Source organism: Shewanella sp. BF02_Schw, assembly GCF_014596695.2.
Classification (GTDB): domain Bacteria; phylum Pseudomonadota; class Gammaproteobacteria; order Enterobacterales; family Shewanellaceae; genus Shewanella.
In genome coordinates this window covers 252360-271810 of the sequence record NZ_JABKAW020000002.1, presented here as the reverse complement: position 1 = coordinate 271810, position 19451 = coordinate 252360, and the positions used below count along the sequence as shown (strand labels likewise).

Annotated in this window: 13 protein-coding genes; 9 read left to right on the top strand and 4 right to left on the bottom strand. The window is 43.0% G+C overall.

All coding sequences use genetic code 11. The features are described from left to right. Positions 1-28: 28 nt before the first annotated feature. From HNW13_RS09625 to HNW13_RS09605, 5 genes are all read left to right on the top strand, one after another. The gene (locus HNW13_RS09625) at positions 29-1060 is read left to right on the top strand and encodes an IS630 family transposase (protein WP_124013279.1); all 1032 of its coding nucleotides are present in this window, start codon (positions 29-31) and stop codon (positions 1058-1060) included. A gap of 149 nt (positions 1061-1209) precedes the next feature. After that, complete coding sequence (locus HNW13_RS09620) at positions 1210-2508, top strand: MFS transporter (protein WP_192115722.1); 1299 nt, start codon at positions 1210-1212, stop codon at positions 2506-2508. 241 nt (positions 2509-2749) lie between these two features. Further along, the gene (locus HNW13_RS09615) at positions 2750-3100 is read left to right on the top strand and encodes a HopJ type III effector protein (RefSeq protein ID WP_192115724.1); all 351 of its coding nucleotides are present in this window, start codon (positions 2750-2752) and stop codon (positions 3098-3100) included. Between the two features lie 350 nt (positions 3101-3450). Then, a complete protein-coding gene (locus tag HNW13_RS09610) occupies positions 3451-3999 on the top strand; it encodes a prepilin-type N-terminal cleavage/methylation domain-containing protein (protein ID WP_192115726.1) in 549 nt (182 codons plus the stop codon). 381 nt (positions 4000-4380) lie between these two features. Continuing rightward, a complete protein-coding gene (locus tag HNW13_RS09605) occupies positions 4381-4869 on the top strand; it encodes a hypothetical protein (RefSeq protein WP_162022454.1) in 489 nt (162 codons plus the stop codon). A 117-nt stretch (positions 4870-4986) separates the two neighbouring features. Here the strand turns inward: HNW13_RS09605 and HNW13_RS09600 are convergent, their stop codons facing one another. The 3 genes from HNW13_RS09600 to HNW13_RS09590 are packed head-to-tail and all read right to left on the bottom strand — an operon-like array spanning position 4987 to position 9679. Continuing rightward, positions 4987-6276, bottom strand: coding sequence for a cytochrome c (locus tag HNW13_RS09600; protein ID WP_192115727.1), 1290 nt, complete (start codon positions 6274-6276; stop codon positions 4987-4989). Further along, a complete protein-coding gene (locus HNW13_RS09595) occupies positions 6273-6809 on the bottom strand; it encodes a 2Fe-2S iron-sulfur cluster-binding protein (protein WP_101085887.1) in 537 nt (178 codons plus the stop codon). Before HNW13_RS09595 ends, HNW13_RS09600 begins: the two co-directional genes overlap by 4 nt. Further along, positions 6806-9679 carry a molybdopterin cofactor-binding domain-containing protein gene (locus HNW13_RS09590; protein WP_192115728.1) on the bottom strand — a complete coding sequence of 958 codons (2874 nt, stop codon included), beginning with the start codon at positions 9677-9679 and terminating at the stop codon, positions 6806-6808. The genes HNW13_RS09595 and HNW13_RS09590 overlap by 4 nt, the downstream gene beginning before the upstream one ends. A gap of 908 nt (positions 9680-10587) precedes the next feature. Here HNW13_RS09590 and HNW13_RS09585 point away from each other — a divergent pair. The 4 genes from HNW13_RS09585 to HNW13_RS09570 all read left to right on the top strand — a co-directional run bounded on the left by HNW13_RS09585 (position 10588) and on the right by HNW13_RS09570 (position 17650). Then, positions 10588-12216, top strand: a complete 1629-nt coding sequence (locus HNW13_RS09585; protein ID WP_192115729.1) for a methyl-accepting chemotaxis protein — start codon at positions 10588-10590, stop codon at positions 12214-12216. Between the two features lie 360 nt (positions 12217-12576). Beyond that, entirely contained in the window at positions 12577-13863 is a 1287-nt protein-coding gene (locus HNW13_RS09580; RefSeq protein WP_192115730.1) for an acetyl-CoA hydrolase/transferase family protein, read from the top strand. 875 nt (positions 13864-14738) lie between these two features. Continuing rightward, on the top strand, positions 14739-15851 hold the full coding sequence (aguA, locus tag HNW13_RS09575; RefSeq protein ID WP_192115731.1) for an agmatine deiminase: 1113 nt from the start codon (positions 14739-14741) through the stop codon (positions 15849-15851). A 95-nt stretch (positions 15852-15946) separates the two neighbouring features. Continuing rightward, entirely contained in the window at positions 15947-17650 is a 1704-nt protein-coding gene (locus HNW13_RS09570; protein ID WP_192115733.1) for an amidase, read from the top strand. Between the two features lie 794 nt (positions 17651-18444). Here HNW13_RS09570 and HNW13_RS09565 read toward each other — a convergent pair. Continuing rightward, positions 18445-19368: a LysR family transcriptional regulator gene (locus tag HNW13_RS09565; RefSeq protein ID WP_192115734.1), complete on the bottom strand. Its 924-nt coding sequence runs from the start codon at positions 19366-19368 to the stop codon at positions 18445-18447. Positions 19369-19451: the final 83 nt, after the last annotated feature.

The window sequence follows — 19451 nt, the reverse complement described above, 5'->3', positions numbered from 1 at the left end:
TTGTCCCAAATGGGATCATCATAGCCCCATGAAACAAATTACACTCTCGCCAGAACAAAAAGTAGCATTGGAAACTCGACATAAAAGCTCGAGTGATAGGCGTGAGTGTGATCGCATTAAAGCCATTTTACTACGCGATGAAAATTGGCCAACGCCAATGATTGCCCAAGCGTTACGTATTCACGAAACGACCGTAGTTCGATACATTGATGCCTATGCTCACGACCAAAAACTCACGTGTAATAGTGGCGGCTCCTTAAGTTATCTGAGTCAAGAGCAAACTGAACTATTGATTGCACACCTGTGTGAGGTGACCTACTTGCATAGCCATCAAATAGTCGCTTATATCTCAGAACAATTTCAGATTAAGTACACAGTGTCAGGCCTCAATAAATGGCTGCATAAACATCAGTTCAGCTATAAAAACCCTAAAGGGGTTCCTCACAAATTTGATGAAGACAAACAAACGGCTTTCATTGAATATTATGAGCAACTAAAATCCTCGTTAACCCCTGATGAACCGTTATTATTTATGGATGCGGTTCATCCGACCCAAGCCACAAAAATCACCGCAGGCTGGATAAAAAAAGGCGTTGATAAACCGATAGAAACGACGGGAAGCCGAACCCGTATTAACGTGGTTGGTGCAATCCGACTTGGTCACTTAACAGAAGCGGTCATTGAGCAATATAGCAAAACGGTTAACGGTGCATCCATCATCGATTTTTTAAACCAAATTAGAGCGCGTTACTCAACAAGTGGTGTTATCCATTTGGTGCTTGATGGCGCTGGATACCATCGAAATGCCTTAGTAGTTAAAGAGGCTAAAAATCTGAATATAACATTGCATTACCTGCCGCCTTATAGTCCAAATTTAAACCCAATAGAACGATTGTGGAAGGTAATGAATAAACATGCGAGGAATGGGCAATACTTCGCAACGACAAAAGAATTCCGACGAAAAATCACTGACTTTTTTAGCATCACCCTCCCCGATATTGCCGATACACTCGGTGATACAATTAATGATAACTTTCAGAAATTAAAACCTGCAGTTTGAATTCACTTGAGTATATGATCAGTAATAACATAGGATTAGGCAATAAATAGTGGTTCATCCGCGCAAATGCCGTTAGGATTAGCTCTATAACAACCCCATCAATTTAGTCTGTCATAATCTATTTCAGCATCACTCTTTAAGGATAAAAAGTGCATAGCGATATTTCTGTAGCGCGGTTTAAGCAATTTCCACGATTAATGTGGATACTGTTATTTGGCTCGTTTATTACTCGCGGTAGTTATTACATGGTGTGGCCATTTTTGGCTGTCATTTTGTATGAAAAATTTGCTTTAAGCGCCACAGAAGTGGGTTTAGTACTGTCGAGTGCGGCGATTATATCGGTATTTACCAGCTTTATTGGTAGTGCACTGTCAGACCGAATCGGCCGCCACAAGCTAATGTACTTTACCGGTGTGCTTTATATCATCTCGTTTTCATTACTGGCGCAAGTCGATTCCGTCAAAGGCTATGTTGTCGTCATGACACTGTGTTCTATTGCGACTGCAATATGGCGGCCACTAACGTCTGCCACCATTGGCGACATTATTGACGATCCTAAAACCCGTGAGTTGGCGATGCAATCACTGTATTTTATCGTTAACGTAGGTTGCGCCGTAGGGCCTATGTTAGGAATATGGTTGGGCTTAACCGGAAAACAATCGAGTTTTTACATTACCGCAGCGGCTTTTGCTGCTTTATTGGGGTTATTATTTTGGGGTTTTAGGCATCAAGCTCGCCAGACTCATTCATCGGCTCCAGAGTTGGTTGCAGATGGACTCATTCCGGTTATGGGCGATGCCACAGCTGCTGTTAAGCGCAAACCTGCTATGATGAATCGAAAGCAAATAATAGCGATTTTATGGCAAGATAAATTACTGCAAGGTCTTATTTTTGCAAACATTTTGTGTATGTTTATTTACGCGCAAATGGACAGTTCGTTGATCCAATATCTTACTCGTTCAAATGCCCCCGATTTATTAACACTGATTTCGGCAATGATTTTTACCAATGCCTTAGTCATTATCTCGACCCAATTTTTATTGTTAAGATTAATGGCTGGTTACAGTTTGGTGCATCGGATTCAGTTTGGATTGATGCTGTTGGTTTGTTCACAAGTTTGGTTAGCGTATAACCCCATTGATTTGTTTTGGGGCTGGATTGGCGCTGTTGTTGTTATGAGCTTAGCAGAAACCATTTTATTCCCAACGATGAACGTGCACATTGACAGGCTAGCCCCTAAACATTTACGTGGAGCGTACTTTGGCGCAGCTTCATTTTATGATTTGGGGTTTGCATTTGCGCCGCTGGGCGGCGGGATTATACTGGATCATCTTGGTGGATATTGGTTGTTTATCATCGGCGCATTATTGTCGTTGGTGGTGATGTATTTATACAGTAAGTTGGAAAGGTTACCACGGCCAGATTTTACTGCACTAAAGTTGGATTAAGTGTCGATGGTCTATGCTTGCAAACTTTATTGAATTTAACATTGTAGTAGGCAGTTACAGAGGGTATGGGCCTCGCTTTGCTTTTGAGCTTTTTAATCGTTTGCTTGAGTCTTTTTCACTATAGTAAATGTGATCATTTTGATAAGGTCTCGAACTATAGTGTCGGGAGTTTTACTGTTTATTTTTCTTTTAATTCAATTTTATTTTAACTTTAACTTTAACTTAAGGCAGGGCCAATTTTATGCCATCAACGGCTATTAACCCGTTTATTTCATCGCTAACATCGCAAGCAGATACTATCCGTTTTGAAGAGACTATGGCTGTCATTGATGGCCAGTATGACTTCACGATAAGTGCATTTAAAAATGGTGATCAGCTTAATGACGCTGGAGAAAATTCCGGTTCTTGTAAGGTGTTTGCGTTTGGGCAAATTCATCAGTTAACGGTGCAACAAACCTTGGCTATGTTTGGCCAACATTACCGAGATGTTGTGGCGACGCCGCAAGGGACGGATCATCAAAATATTCGTCAGTTTATGCAACATGGCTGGGATGGTATTTTATTTTCGCAACAGGCATTAAAGGCTAAATAACCTAGGTGCTAAACAAGGCTTAATACAACAAGGCTCAATACAACAAGGCTTAATACAACAAGGCTTAATACAACAAGGCTCGATACAACAAGGCTCGATACAACAAGGCATAATACAACAAGGCTCAATACAACAAGGCTTAATACAACAAGGCTCGATACAACAAGGCTTAATACAACAAGGCTCAATACAACAAGGCTCAATACAACAAGGCTCAATACGCAAAACTATGATGAAAGCCTCTATAACTTAAGCTCGTGTTTAGGTTAAAATAACGTCTCATGTAATTGTTTTAAGTAAACTCTTTCTAGCTGAGCAGTTTGTTTACTGTATCAGGAGGCATTCATCATATGATCAAACTTAACCGCAGTATCGTTTCCTCTCGTCAATCCGGTTTCACCCTTATAGAGCTTGTCGTTGTCATTATTATTCTTGGCGTATTGGCTGTTTTCGCAGCGCCTAAGTTTATTAATTTAAAAACAGATGCACATATTGCAGCAATCAAAGGTGCCACAGGCTCAATTAAAACAGCAGTGATGTTATTTAAAACAAAAACATTAACCTCAGGCAATGCGCTTACAGATACGGTTGAATTCTCGGGTGTTAAAGGCAGTAATTACCAACCTTGGGCCGCAGCGGCCAATACTAGTGGTAGCGGTTTTAATGCCGGTTATACAACGTCGTCAGAAATCTTTAAAGCGGCTGGGTTAGAAATGAATGATTGGTCATATCGCATTTTTACATCTAATAGCAGCTATGCTGTTGTTGCAGCCCCCAAAAGTGCACTTGCCCTTGCAGAGCCGACTGCAGCCGAAGTTATTGCAACCAGTTGTTACTTTCAGTATCACTGGCAGAGTACTGGAGAGCCTGTCATTACAACGGTAATCGTTGGGTGTTAACGGTATTATTAAAATCTAAAGGGGCAAACGCACTCTTGTTTATCAATTTTTTTGTATATTCTCTGCTTTTCTGTGTCCCTTTATCAACGATAAAAAAGTCTTAACGAGTAACGTCATAAGGATTAAAACATCAAATATTGCTGGGGTTATGCGGAACGAATAAGGTGTTGTTTTCACAATTGGTATTGAAACAAAAGTAACGATTCTACGCGAACATTAATTAACAATAATATAGATTAGTGTCGACAATAGAGCGCAATACAACTACCTTTGCACCCATATCAACCGTAATATTAATAGTATTGGTTTTTTTAACGGTCAGGCATATTGCTGGTTAACTATTATGACAAGCGCCTATTTAATCGCAAAGGAATCCATTTTATGAATCGACATATACTACCTCTCATCATTATCAGCACCTTAATGGTGTGTGCTTCCGGTTACAGCGTTGCTAAAGACAACGACTCGCATGGTAATAGCGGTAAACACAAATCTGAAAAACATGAAAAAAAGCATGACAAGAAGCATGATCACGAACAGGAAGAAACTTATCAGACCTATTTTAGTAACGATCGCCAAGTCATCGTTAATAATTACTATTATACCAACCGTGATGCTAAGCATTGTCCACCAGGATTAGCCAAAAAACACAATCGTTGCCAACCACCGGGCAGTGCTAAGCAATGGCGAAAAGGCTACTCGTTACCTGCTGATGTTGTTTACTACGATGTACCATCAGCGCTTACTGTTCAGCTAGGTCGTACGCCAGAAGGACAAAAGATTGTCCGTGTTGGTACTGATTTGCTGTTGATTAGCATTGGTACAGGTATGGTAATTGATGCAATACAAGACCTTAACGATGTGTTGTAACCTCGTTGGATAAACCTTATTATGGCGTTAGTTTTGCCATTAATCGTTAGTGAAACGAAAAAGCCGACCAAATGTCGGCTTTTGCATAAACGGATATTCTACAACGGACTACAATGGTTAATCGCGTTCGAATATCACTTCTTTTAAATCATTAATTGTATTCAAATCTACATCACCTGGCTGATTACTCCATGTGACGCGCAGATAATTACTTAAGTCTTTAAGCTGTTCATCACTTAACTCATCGGCATAACCAGGCATGGCATAAAAGCTGGTGGTGGTATTGTAATGTTGGCTCTTTATACCTTTAAGCATTACCGCAACGATATTGTGCGGGCTGGCTTTATCTAATGTGGCGTTACCGGCCATTGCCGGAGCAACATTAGGTCGACCTTCACCATTTTGACCATGACATCCAGCGCAATATCCCATGTATAGGTTATATCCTGGTAATTCACGCTGGTGGCCGTTAAAGGTCAGTGGTTTGGCTTCTACAGTCTCGTCAGTATCAAGTAAGTAACTGCTTACTGCATGCATGTCGGCATCGGTTAAGTGACTAAAGCTGTGGTATACCACAGGATACATGCCACCAAATACTGTACCTTTACGAGAATAACCTTCAGTAAACAGAGACTTTAAATCGTCATGAGTCCAGTTTTGTCGGTTAAGTTCAGCAGGGGTAATATCTGATGCTTCTAAGCCCTCGATAACGGCGCCTTGAAAATGCTTATCCTGCTCCATGGCAAATAAGCTGTCTCGAGGAGTATGGCATTCACCACAATGGCCTAGCGCATTGACTAAGTAATTACCTCGGTTCCAGGGCTCACTTTTGTCTTTCTTGGGGGCAAATTTTTCAGCATCATGAGCGATTAAGTTCCACGCCTTGAGACCAAATCGAACGTTAAAAGGGAAGGAGACATCATTGTCGAGATTAGCTTGCTTGATGGGTTTGGTGCTCATCAAGTAGGCATAAATCGCTTTTGTATCTTCATCGGTCAATAGGCTATAAGACGTGTAGGGCATAGCGGGGTACAAATTACCGTTAATACCGACACCGTGATGCATGGCATCAAAAAATTCGTCATAACTGTATTTGCCAATTCCGGTATCTTTATCTGAGGTGATATTGGTTGAGAATACCGCCCCAAACGGGGTTTCGAACGGCAGTCCACCGGTTAACTCTCGTCCGCCTACCGCGGTATGACAAGCCACACAGTCGCCTATCTTCATCAGATAAGCCCCACGTTCGATATCGCTACTGTTATTGCTCGCCTTATCAGCCGCGCTGCTGGAACAGGCGAACAAACCCAAGCCTAAAATTAGGCCTAAGCTGAGTAAAAGATTTTGGCGGAGATGTTTTTGCGCCTTTATTAAACGGCTTAAGTTACATTGATATAATGGCTTCATGACAGGGTTAGCCCCTCTGTCTTGAGGATCAAATCTTTGATCGCCGCATAGTATTTTACATAACCCGTACAACGACAGACGTGTTCGCCCAAGGCATCTTCAATGACTTGCTCAACTTGATCTTTGGCTATAGGTTTACGCTCTAGTCGTTCAATCAGTGCAGTCGATTCATTGACAAAGCCTGAAGTACACCAACCGCATTGAAACGAGAAATGTTCTAAAAATGTTTGCTGTACAGGGCTAAGTGCAGTGATTTCACCTTGGGCATTTTGCTTAGCATGACCTTCAATAGTGCGAATCGATTTGCCATTGAAACGCTCGACGCCATTGATGCAAGTACGAACCGATTCGCTCATACCTTGTTCGTCATCGACGATTACCGTGCAGGCATGACATACACCCGCGCCGCAACCAAATTTAGTCCCGGTGAGATTTAAATACTCATGCAAAAACTCAATCATCATGATGCCATCGCCAACGTCAATCGGGCCCACAGCTTGGTTATTTATGGTTAACTTAATTGACTGGCTCATGCCATGGCCTCCTTGATTTTTTTCGCTGTCATTGGTAATTCGTAAAAACGCACTGCGGTAGCTTGGTAAACGGCTTCAACCAGCGCGGAAACAACAGGTATCATCACCACTTCGGCGATGCCGCAGCTAGGATCGGTTTCGGACAACTGCGGTAAAATAGTATGTCGCTGGCTCCAAACACCAACATGTCGCGCTAACGGCACCTTATAACGATTGATATTCCAGGTGCCATTACCAGCGCCGGCTTCAAATGGGGGTAATTCTTCATGCAATGCATGGCCAATTCCCATAGCAAGACCGCCTTGAATTTGGCCTTCAACTAACTCATTCACAATCACTTTACCGGCTTCTAACCAGGTATGAGAGCTCAATAAACTGACCTCGCCATTACCTTCATTAACGGCTACTTCTACTAAAGTGGCGCATGGAGCGTAGTAAGTCACCATGGCGTTATTCAGCTCGGCTTTAGGATAGCTCATCTCTTGACGATCGATTAAGTGATAGCCGTTTGAACTCATGCGGGCTTTGCGATCCGCGCTGCCATGATACTTGTCACCCTCGCCGTATTGCAGTGCCAATGCATCCAGTGCAATGCGTTCTTTGGTACCGAAAATCTCAAAATCAGCTTCGGCCCAAGCCCAACGGTTAAAGGCATGACCCATTACGCCAACCACTAAGCCCAAATCGTGGGCTCGTTTAGCGAGAATGTCGATTGAAAGCGGCGGGAATCCCATAGCGGTAAGCTTGCCATCAGTCCAGCGGCCGTCACGAGAGTGATTGAGATTAGTTTTGCCCATTGGGGTGTTGAAATACAGCTCGTTCCAAATCGACACCGCAGCAGGCCAGAGTCCGTGACGATAAATAATATCGGCGGCAATACGAGTGACATGGCTTTGATAATATGCCGACATAGATGCCGACGATGCCATGGCTTTAACCGGTGTCCAACGTGGATTTGCCGTCATTTCATCTTGGCGCTGCTGCGAAATAATGTATGGATTGTCGGTTTGCACTAATTGCATTGCATCCCAAATATCTATCTCAGCAAGTTTCACTTCATGAGCAAAACTACCTAATGACTCGCTGACTACCACGGCTTGTGACGTTTGAGTACCAGTACCCATTTCGATAAAACCAATTTCTAAGGTTATTTTACCGTCTTTAGATAATCTAACCGCCGCACTTGGTGCTGCAGCACCGGTACCATAATCTTTCGTCGCAATACCAAAACCAACGCCGTAAAGCATGCCTGGGTTTTTAGCCTCATAACGCGCTTTATTATCTGCACGGTTTTGCCACACAGGGTCTAGTTCGGCCATGTCGAGCATTTCACGGTATCTAAGCGTGCCATTAGGGATAGCACCTTGAGTATTACGCTGTCCTGACTCCATCACGTTAGCCGCGCGTAACTTAAAGGGATCAACCTTTAACTCAGCGGCCATCTCGTGGATCATGCCTTCCATTGCGGTCATCGATTGCAATGTACCGTAACCGCGCATCGAGCCTGCATCAGGGTTACGTGACGCATAAGATGTGGCGATAATATCGTTACGTGGGGTGTAGTAAATGCTTTGCATTGCCGTCGCCCCAACAGAGGTGACCGATGGGCTGAAATTAACTCGACCACCGCCATCAACTGTCATCTGTGAGGTTAACGCTTGAATTTTCAAGGTTGCTTTATCAACGGCTAAACGACTTTTCATGATGAAAGGATGACGCTTAAGACCGGATTGAAATTGCTCGAAGCGGTCGTTAGCTAACCGAACCGGACCGTTGGCGTAAATGGTTGCCAACACGCCATAATACGGGAATATTGAGTGATCTTTAGCGCCAAAACCGCCACCAATATAAGGAGAATGCACTACTAGATTTTTGACTTTGTCAGCCAATGGCCCAGATGACAGCATGTGTACGGCCATCTCTTGAAAGTCTTGCGGCGACTGAGAGGTAATAACGGTATGAAAGGTTTGGCTGCTGGCATCAAACCAGCCATTAAAGGCCTCAGGCTCCATCATCATAGGATCGATGATTTGAGTGCGATATTCGCGCTCTAGTACTTGCCACTGTTGATCTGCTTTGGCACTCGCAATCTGTTTTTCTATCTCGCCAGCATAATACAGCCCGCGCTCAGAAACCGAGCCTTGAGCATTAGCATCACCTGACCATACCGGTTTGTGGTGCTTAACGCTGGGGAAAAATAGTCCATCGTGTAGTGGGCTATAAGTATCTTCACGGGCACCATTTTCGCCTTCAACCCGAATAAGACGCCAGCTGGCATAAGGGTCTTTAGTGTCTGACACAAAGGGCGTTTTTTCACCAAAGCGCAATAAGGTATTGTCGAACTGCAACAATGACTTAGCTTGTTTAAATGCAGGAAAACTATCAAATAATAATATGGCTACCGCATGACCAAGATAATCTGCGGTTTGTCCCTCGGGCAATAACATATTGTCACCGTAAAACTCAGGCAATTTAACTTTGTCGCGGGCAAGGTCTGCTGCAGTAATGACTTTATAAGGCTTAGCTGAAGCTGGGAGGTGGTCGAGGGAGAACCCTTGATAGACATGGGATGCATCTGCAGCGCGTAAGATAAACGCGTAGCCTTGTTGTTTTGGCCAGCCTGCCATGTCCATTGCCCGGTAGTCACGACCATAAACCTTTTGACCGGTGACTTTAGCAATACCGTCGTTACGAAATTTGGGTTTAGATTGGCCGCTAACCTGAGTTTGCCATTGTGCAGCCAGTTCAGGCGAAATGATGGACGCATTGGCCCGACTCATTTCCCACAGTAAAGGCGCGGAATATACCGCGACCCCGCCAATAACACATTGTTTTATAAAGGTCCGTCTCGACGCGTTAGATACATCCATATCTCACCTCAGTTATTCTAAAGGGGAAAATCAGACGGCCTATTCATTGTCGCCCGATTTAGGCTTATTCACTTGATTGTCATTGCATAATTTTTGATTGCGCTGAATCTAAATTAGCAGTATGTACGGTAACATACTGATTTAGGAATGCATATTTACGATTGTGATAGGGTTTCTCGGTTGCTTGCCGTGAAGTTGAATAATTCATCTTTTTGATGATTTAATCTGCGAATAAAATGATTGAGTAATTGAACGTCTCATAAAAACCGTTTCGTTTATACTTAAATTATTAAAAAGTCATCACGAGTAATATTTTATTCATTTAGATGTGCTGATATATTTTTACTATTTAATCAATTATATAGTAAACGATCGGTGATCTCGTTAACTGTATATCTTGGACTCGATCCAAAGTAATTATTTAATTTTAGTCAGTTAAAGTAAATTCTCGATAACGATAATTATATTTTTTTATTTATTTTAGCTAATATATTGAATTGTAAGCTTAAAGTTATCGAGTTGTTTGTGTTTATCGTTGCTTTTGGTTGCTAGTTAACTTTAACGTAAACTGCTTGTTGCTGATTTAGCTGCACATATCTGCAAAGTGTTTTTTATAAGACCAAGATTCTAAGTTCTCCAACTTATTTTTGTCGTGTTGAATCGTTTTCTCATTATTTAAAAAATTTAGTTTACAGATTTTTAATACCCTGAAAAAAATCATATATATCGATAAGTATAGGCATAAAAATGTGATTTATATATTTGATTGGAGTTATATTTTATATTATATTAAAACCCTCAATAACATAATTGTAACATTTGCATTGATTATTGTTTTTCATCGTAAAGTTCCTCCAAGGATTGATCGAGCTTTTGTAGTTAGTTCATTTTTACTTGGTGGTAGATTTATGCTGAATTTTAAAATTAAACAAAAAATGCTCATTAGTTCGTTAATTCCATTAGCCATTCTCATCATAATTTGTGGAATTGCTGTCAATATGATGGGGAAAATCGAAGATGGAGTGATGAGAATTTATTCTGATCGGGTGGTGCCATTAGAAGATTTAAAAATCATTGGTGATGACTATGCTGTCTTAGTCATTGATGCAATAAACAAAGCCAATGCTGGCGGCTCAACCGCTCAAGATGCTGCTGAGACATTAATGAGTGCAAAAAGTAATATTGATACCCTGTGGAAAAAATATTTAGCCACTACGTTAACACCCAAAGAGAGCCAACTTAGTATTGAAGCCAATGATATGTTTGGTCCTGCGGATGAGAGAATTGATTTTCTTATCAATAAACTGCAAAACATGTCGGGGAATATTTCAGGTCAATTGACCGATGATATTATGCCTTTATACGGCGTAATTGATCCCATTAGCGGTAAAATAGCCGAATTAGTGTCATTGCAAATAAAAGTAGCAGGCGATGAATGGCGATTAACTCAAGATATATACCAATCATCAGTTAAGTTGTTTATTTTCTTTACGTTTTGTGCCGTCATTATCAGTGTCGTGTTAACCATTTGGGTGCTGCGCAGTGTGATGAGGCCTGTGACTGATATTTTGATGAAACTAAAGCTCATCAAGCAAAACTCAGATTTAACCCAAGTGTTTACTCCTTATAATGATGATGAATTAGGCATGATTTCAACGAGCCTTACAGGCGTTATCACCCATCTAAGAAGCATTATCGAATCAATTTCAGATGCCGCTAATACCATCAATATTTCATCAGAAGAGTTGCAGCGTTTCACAGAAGACACTAACCATAGAATGATACAGCAGCAAGATGAGTCAGAACAAACCGCAACGGCTATGAATGAAATGACCGCAACAGTGGCTGAAGTCGTTCAAAGTACCAATTTTGCTGCTGAACAGGCGAAACAAGCTAATGATCATGCTGAAAATGGTAATATTATTGTTCGAAATTCAATCGACAGTATATCGCAGTTATCTAATCAAATTGGCACCACGGCGGAGGTGATATCTCATCTCGCTAAAGAAAGTCAAAACATTGGTCAAGTGTTAAGTGTCATTAAAGGTATTGCCGAGCAGACTAACCTTTTAGCCCTAAACGCCGCCATTGAAGCCGCAAGAGCCGGTGAACAAGGTCGAGGATTTGCTGTTGTTGCTGATGAAGTTCGTACTCTAGCTAAGCGTACTCAAGACTCAACACTGCAAATTGAAACCATGATTGGTGGGTTACAAAAAAGTGTCGTGCTTGCGGTTTCTTCAATGGATGAGGGCTTGGTTCTAGTTAATAATGCCAACGATAAAACGAGTAGTGCAGGTGTTGTGCTAAGTGAAATTGTCACTTCGGTCGACAGTATCAATGAGCTTAATACCCAAATAGCTACCGCTGCAGAAGAACAATCCTATGTGGCTGAGAGCATCAATAAAAGTATCATCGCAATAAATGATATTACTAAAGCCTCATCAGCGGCGACTGAAAAACTCACCCATTCTGTCAACGACTTACAATCACTGGCTCGTTCAATGCAACGTCAAGTGGCGACATTTAAAATAGCCTAACGTTTTCATTAATGAGGGCTGAGTTAAACTTCAGCCCTTCCTCGCAATCTCTCAGTTAATTTATCCGCACAACCTGTATGGCTAAAAAGCTAGCGAGGACAGTGTTATATAATTCCCTTTAATTATGTTGGTTTTTTATCCTGTTGAGCATAACGGCGGCGATATTGTGATTGGCGTTAAAGAGTCGTTTTGATTAACTGAAGCAGCCGTAAGTTAGACATCACTTATTATCAATTAACGTCCTATATGTCTCAATTTCTCCACTATTTTGTGCTAGTTCAACGTTACCATCGTCCACACTATTAAAGCGTTAATGAACCGCTTACACTACAAATAGCTTAATTACCTTGAGTAATATTAATGAAACCAATTATTTGTAGCAGTGCTTTAGAGGCCGTATCCTTAATCGAAAGTGGTGAAACCTTGTGGACTCATTCCATGGGGGCAACCCCAAAACTACTGCTCGATGCGTTAGCTCAACATGCGTTAACAAAGCATGGTTTAACATTATTGCAGTTGCATACCGAGGGGGCTGAATCGCTAAGTGATCCACGTTTAAGGGAGCATCTTCGTCATCGTTGCTTTTTTACCGGTTCACCCACACGCTCATTGCTACAACAAGGTGATGCCGATTATGTGCCAATTTTTCTCTCTGAGGTGCCTAAGTTGTTTCGTTCAGGCGAGCAACACATCGACACCGCCATCGTTCAAGTTTCCCCGCCAGATAAACATGGTATCTGTTCTTTAGGCATATCGGTAGAGGCAACCTTAGCAGCCTGCCAAATGGCGGGAAAAATCATTGCTCACATTAACCCCATGATGCCTCGCACCCATGGTGACGGTTTTATTCATTACAATAAGTTCGCTGCAGTGTATGAGCAGAGCATGCCGCTACCACAACACCTATTCGCCCCAAGTGATGCGATAAGCTTGGCCATCGGCCAGAATGTGGCCAAATTGGTACTTGATGGCGCTTGCTTACAAATGGGCATTGGCGCTATTCCAGATGCCGTGCTGGCGTGCTTAACCGAACATAAAGATTTGGGCGTTCACACTGAGTTATTTTCTGATGGCGTGCTTAATTTGGTCGAGCTTGGCGTGATCAATAATAGCCGTAAGAAAGTCCATCCCGGCAAGACAGTGACAGGCTTTGCATTAGGTAGCCAACGACTTTATGATTTTGTTGATGACAACCCATCGGTAATATTCATGGATATTGAGCAGGTTAATGACACGGCTATTATCCGTAAAAACCCTAATGTGATGTCGATAAACTCAGCACTGCAGGTCGATATTTCAGGGCAAGTTTGTGCTGATTCATTGGGTACTCAAATATACTCAGGTGTTGGCGGTCAGATGGACTTTATACGCGGCGCGGGGCTTTCTGAAGGTGGTCGTTCTGTTATCGCATTACCCAGTACTGCGGCTAATGGCACCGTGTCGCGGATTGCCACCGTTTTATCGCCAGGCGCAGGCGTGGTAACCACCCGTGCGCATGTACACTATATTGTTACTGAGTATGGAACCGCTTATTTACGCGGTAAATCGTTACGAGAACGAGCCCGTGCGCTTATCGACATTGCCCACCCTAAGTTTAGAGAACAGCTTTGCCAAGAAGCTTTTGATATGTGGCGACTTAAGGTTTAATCATTATTGATTTATGAATCTTGTCATTCCGGTAATGCTTATCAGCCGGAATCCAGTTTTTCTTTTATTGTTTAGATTTATGGCCTGCGACCACATCAATTTTAGAAACAAGAGTCGATCGCAAGGTTTAACTCTGCACGAGCCAAGAGGGGATCAACAGTATCTCCTCTTTACTGTTTATAAAATAATTGGCCCTTGCCGATCCAGCAACATATTCGCTATTTACTAAAACAACAGCAGCGAAAAGGTCGCGACGGAAATGGATCCAGTTTGTAACCTTATTTGAATCCTACCTCTGCCAATTTTGTCGCAAAGAGTCAAAAACACTAACGCTTCCGATGGTACGTTCTGTACTGCGAAAGCTAGCCTGACTCTGATAGGCAGTATTACTTGACGTACATGGTCAATGATGTGGCCGATATGATTCTGGCATTTCCAATATCCATATAGTTCAGATGTGCATGAAAGGTCTGTCAGGCTTACCCATTCTTTTATAAAAGTCTTCAACATCGTCAAGTTCAGAGTTGAATCTGTTCATTTTAAAATCAAGAGAACTCACTGGTTTTGACCTATTTCGTGATTGCACTTATATCTAGTGAGCAATAAACTTACACCTTATTATCCTACAAATTCTTATCTATCCTATGCATACAACTATTTAGCGCAAGCAGTCTTAAATGATATGATATACAGTCATATTTCAACGAAGCTAAAACTCACCTAGTAGGACGTGGCAATTTCGGCCTAGCTATCCGCGTGATGAATACGCTATTTCGATTTGTTTATTTGATTAATGTTAGGTGTATTTCTATTCTGTCGTCCTATGTTAGGGCGCTCACCCTTATCGTTTTTAAGCATTACTGGAGATAAAATTCATGACAAACGTGAATGTGGATGCCACGCAGTTAACCACTAAACCATCTCAAGATGGTTTTAGCATGCCCGCCGAATGGGCGGCGCAGCAAGCTGTGTGGATGATTTGGCCATATCGTCCTGACAACTGGCGCTCTGCAGGGACTTATGCTCAGGCAACCTTTGCTAAAGTGGCCGATGCCATTGGTGCTGTTACCCCTGTTTATATGGGGGTACCTAAGGCGTTTTTGGCACAGGCCAAAACGGTTATGCCTTCTCACGTTACGTTGGTCGAAATAGATAGCAACGATTGCTGGGCTCGCGATACCGGTCCTACTGTAGTGGTCAATGCCAAGGGCGAATGCCGTGGTGTTGACTGGGGCTTTAATGCCTGGGGCGGCGATAACGGTGGTTTGTATTCACCATGGGATAAGGACGAGCAAGTCGCGCAAAAGATGCTTACGCAGCATGGTTTTGAGCGTTATCAGGCTCCGCTTATTCTTGAAGGTGGTTCAATTCATGTCGATGGTGAAGGCACCTGCATGACCACGGCTGAATGTTTACTTAACAGCAACCGCAACCCAGATTTGACTCGTGAACAGATAGAAGCATTACTGGCTGAATATTTAAATGTTAAGCAGTTTATCTGGTTGCCAGACGGCGTATTCATGGATGAAACCGACGGACACATTGATAATATATGCTGTTTTGCTCGTCCAGGCGAAGTGGTTTTACACTGGACTGATGATCAAAGTGATCCGCAATATCCTCGTTCAAAAGCCGCTTTGGATATTTTGCAAAATACCGTTGATGCACAAGGGCGTAAGTTAACAGTTCATCTAATACCGCAGCCTGGTCCTTTGTATTGCACAGAAGAAGAAGCGCAAGGAGTAGCAGAAGGAACTGGTGTTCCACGCACCGCGGGTGAACGCTTAGCGGGTTCTTATGCGAACTTTTTGATTACCAACAATCGTATTGTGTTCCCATTACTCGACCCAGCAACTGACGATATTGCAGCTCAAAAATTGCAAGAAATTTTCCCTGAGTATGAGATTGTCGGTGTGCCTGCCCGTGAGATTTTATTAGGTGGTGGTAACATCCATTGCATCACCCAACAGATCCCCTCTGGTCTGTAAGTAAAAACCAACGAGAACACAATGACCATTAATGTCACTATTGTTTTAATAAAATTGACTGTCAATACTTTTGGCTTTTAAGAAGAGGTCGTAACATGTTCGAAGTCACTGAGGTTTCTATTGCCGAGCTGCGTGCAGCCCTCGAATCCGGTCGCACCACAGCGGTTGAGCTGGTCAAGTCTTATTTAGCTCGGGTTGAGGTTTACGACGGCCCAGCGACACAGACCAAGCTAAATGCGCTGGTGGTTCACAATCAAGATGCGATTAAGGAAGCTGAAGCTTCTGATGCGCGCCGAGCGCGTGGTGAAACGCTGAGTCCACTCGATGGTATTCCTTACACTACGAAGGACAGCTACTTAGTTAAAGGGCTCACTGCGGCTTCTGGTAGTCCAGCGTTTAAGGACTTAATTGCTCAATACGATGCATTTGCCGTTGAACGTCTGCGCGAAGCGGGTGCTATTTGCTTGGGCAAAACCAACATGCCACCTATGGCTAATGGTGGTATGCAGCGCGGTCACTATGGCCGTGCCGAAAGCCCATACAATGCTAATTATCTTACAGCTCCCTTTGCCTCAGGTTCTTCCAATGGCGCGGGTACTGGTACCGCCGCAAGTTATTCTGCTTTCGGCCTAGCTGAGGAGACATGGTCGAGCGGTCGTGGTCCTGCATCGAATAATGGCCTGTGTGCATATACTCCATCACGCGGTGTAATCTCTGTGCGCGGTAACTGGCCGTTAACACCGACGATGGATGTTGTGGTGCCTTATACTCGTACTATGGCGGATATGCTTGAAGTACTTGACGTTATTGTGGCAGACGACCCTATCACTCGCGGAGATTTATGGCGTCTACAATCTTGGGTTGATATCCCAAAAGCATCAACCGTGCGTCCAAAATCTTATCTGGATCTTGCTGCTCAAGCCGACACGCTTAAAGGCAAGCGTTTTGGGGTACCGCGCATGTACATTAATAAAGATGAATTGGCTGGCACCAGCGAAAACCCAGGCATCGGCGGCCCAACTGGTCAGCGCATCAATACTCGTGCGTCGGTTATCGACCTTTGGCAAGCAGCACGCAAAGCGCTGGAATCTGCCGGAGCCGAGGTCATTGAAGTGGACTTCCCGCTGGTTTCCAACTGCGAAGGTGACCGACCTGGTGCGCCGACCGTGTTCAATCGCGGCATCGTCACGCCTGAGTTTCTCGAGGATGAGCTATGGGCTCTATCGGGGTGGGCTTTGGATGAATTCTTACGTGCTAACAATGACCCTAAACTGAACAAATTAGCTGACGTTAATGGGCATTTGATTTTCCCGCATGACTTAGGCACCTTGCCGAACCGTGAGGGTGACCTCGCAGCTGGCATGGATGAGTACGTCAATATGGCCAAAAGAGGTCTCAAGTCGTATAACCAAATCGATAGCATACCGGATGGTCTGCGCGGCTTAGAGAAGACGCGCAAGCTGGATCTGGAAGACTGGATGGACGAGCTCAAACTTGATGCAGTGCTGTTCCCAACCATGGCAGATGTAGGTCCAGCAGATGCGCACCTTAATCCTGCTTCAGCTGACATTGCGTGGAGCAACGGTGTTTGGGTTGCTAATGGCAATCTTGCTATTCGCCACTTAGGTGTACCAACAGTTACTGTGCCGATGGGGACAATGGCCGATATTGGCATGCCAGTAGGGTTAACTTTCGCAGGCCGTGCTTATGACGACAACAACCTACTCAAGTTTGCGGGTGCATTTGAAGCGACAGGCAGCAAGCGCCTGATCCCTACACGCACACCAGCGCTTAGCTGATAAGCACCAAGAAGTGAAAAACGGGATTGGTTACTGCGCGCCAATCCCGTTTTTTTAACTCAAATGTAGATACATCTTTAACTTATTTTCTATATACAGTGGGCAGATCATACACACCAGATCAAAGTCGCAAGTTTCACTCTGCACGGACCAAATCCACTATCGTTCCGATAATGCTTGTGAGCCGGAATCCAGCTCTTTTTTTATTCTTTAGATTTTATGGCCTGCGGCCACTAACGTCGTGGCGCTTCACCCACACCAGACCAAAAGGAAACCAACGGCTGTTCCCTCTTTATTCTTTATAAAAGAATTGGCCCAGCCGCCCCGCAACATTTTCAAACAGCGAAAAGGTCGCCATGGGGTAGATCCAGCTTTTAACTTTATTTTTAGTCAGCCTCGGCCTTATTCGAAAATACTAACGCTTCCGATAGGCCATCCATGGCCACCGAAAGCTAGCCTGACGTCCTGTCAGGCTCACGCTATTTTCTTCAACGTCCTCAATTCAGAGTTGAATCACGCCAACTGCAAGCAAAGTATGCAAATCATTTTTGCCCCAAAGTCATTTAGAGTTGCAGCTCAATAACAATATGCTCATCTCGGTTTGCCATATATTTTCTCAAGTGATGGAAGGGCATACAACAACTGTTAACGCTATTGGACGTGTACCCCAAGTTATAAAAGCATTTCAATTAGAATCAACGTGAAAGGGATATACACAAAGATAGTGCAAGATTACCTTGGTGCGACGTAGGATATTTTAGAGATTTTTTGTAAAAATATTTGAATTAACACACTTAATCAGACTTAGTCACGAGTAAATTCTGTTTCATAAAATCAATAAATATGCGGTTTTTATTCGGCATGTATTTACTTTGCACATACTGTAAACAAATATCACCGTGATAATTACCCTGTAACTGCCAATCTTCTAATAGCGGAATGAGTGTCCCCGCTTCAATACCCTGCTGTGCGATATAATCCGGCAAACCACCAACACCAAAACCCTGTTCAATGGCATCACAACGCATTTCACTGTGATTAATCAAGTATGGCCCAGTTACTTGGACTGTTGCTTGTTGATTTTTATTGCTAAATCGCCAACGGTTGTCGACCGTGTTTTCACCTAAACAAAGGCATGCTAGATATTTTAAGTCTTCGGGGTGTGTTGGCAAATCATGATTGGCGAGGAAATCAGGGCTGGCACATAATACCTGTTCAACGCGGCCAATTTTAACATTAACCAATGCCTCAATGGGATTGTCATTAATATGAATCAAAAAATCAACACCATCATGAATGGGATCTAAAACACGATCGGTCACTTTTAAATGCAACTGAATATCTGGATAGCATTTTAAAAATTCAACAAAGAGCGGTCGTAATACCCTACTTGCTAACGATTTTGGCGCTGCCACTCTCAATAATCCACTCACCGTCGATGTTGTAGAAGTGCTAGCATTAACAGCTTGTTCTGCAGACTCAAGCATCTGTTTACAATAATCAAACGTGATTTTACCTGATTCCGTTAACGCCAGTTGTCGCGTCGTACGCTGTAATAGTTTAATGCCTAATGCATCTTCTAATCGGCTAATTTGGCGGCTCACCGCAGAGGGGGTTACCCCCAGCTTTCTGGCTGCTTGACTAAAATTCCCCTGCTCAACCACAGTGACCAAAATAGCCATATCGGGTAATAAAGGAATTAATTTATTTGTGTCCATGAAGCACAAGTCCTTTTACAAATATGTGTATTGTTTTATATCTGTCACAAATTAACATAGCAGCATAATAAATACATCGTTGT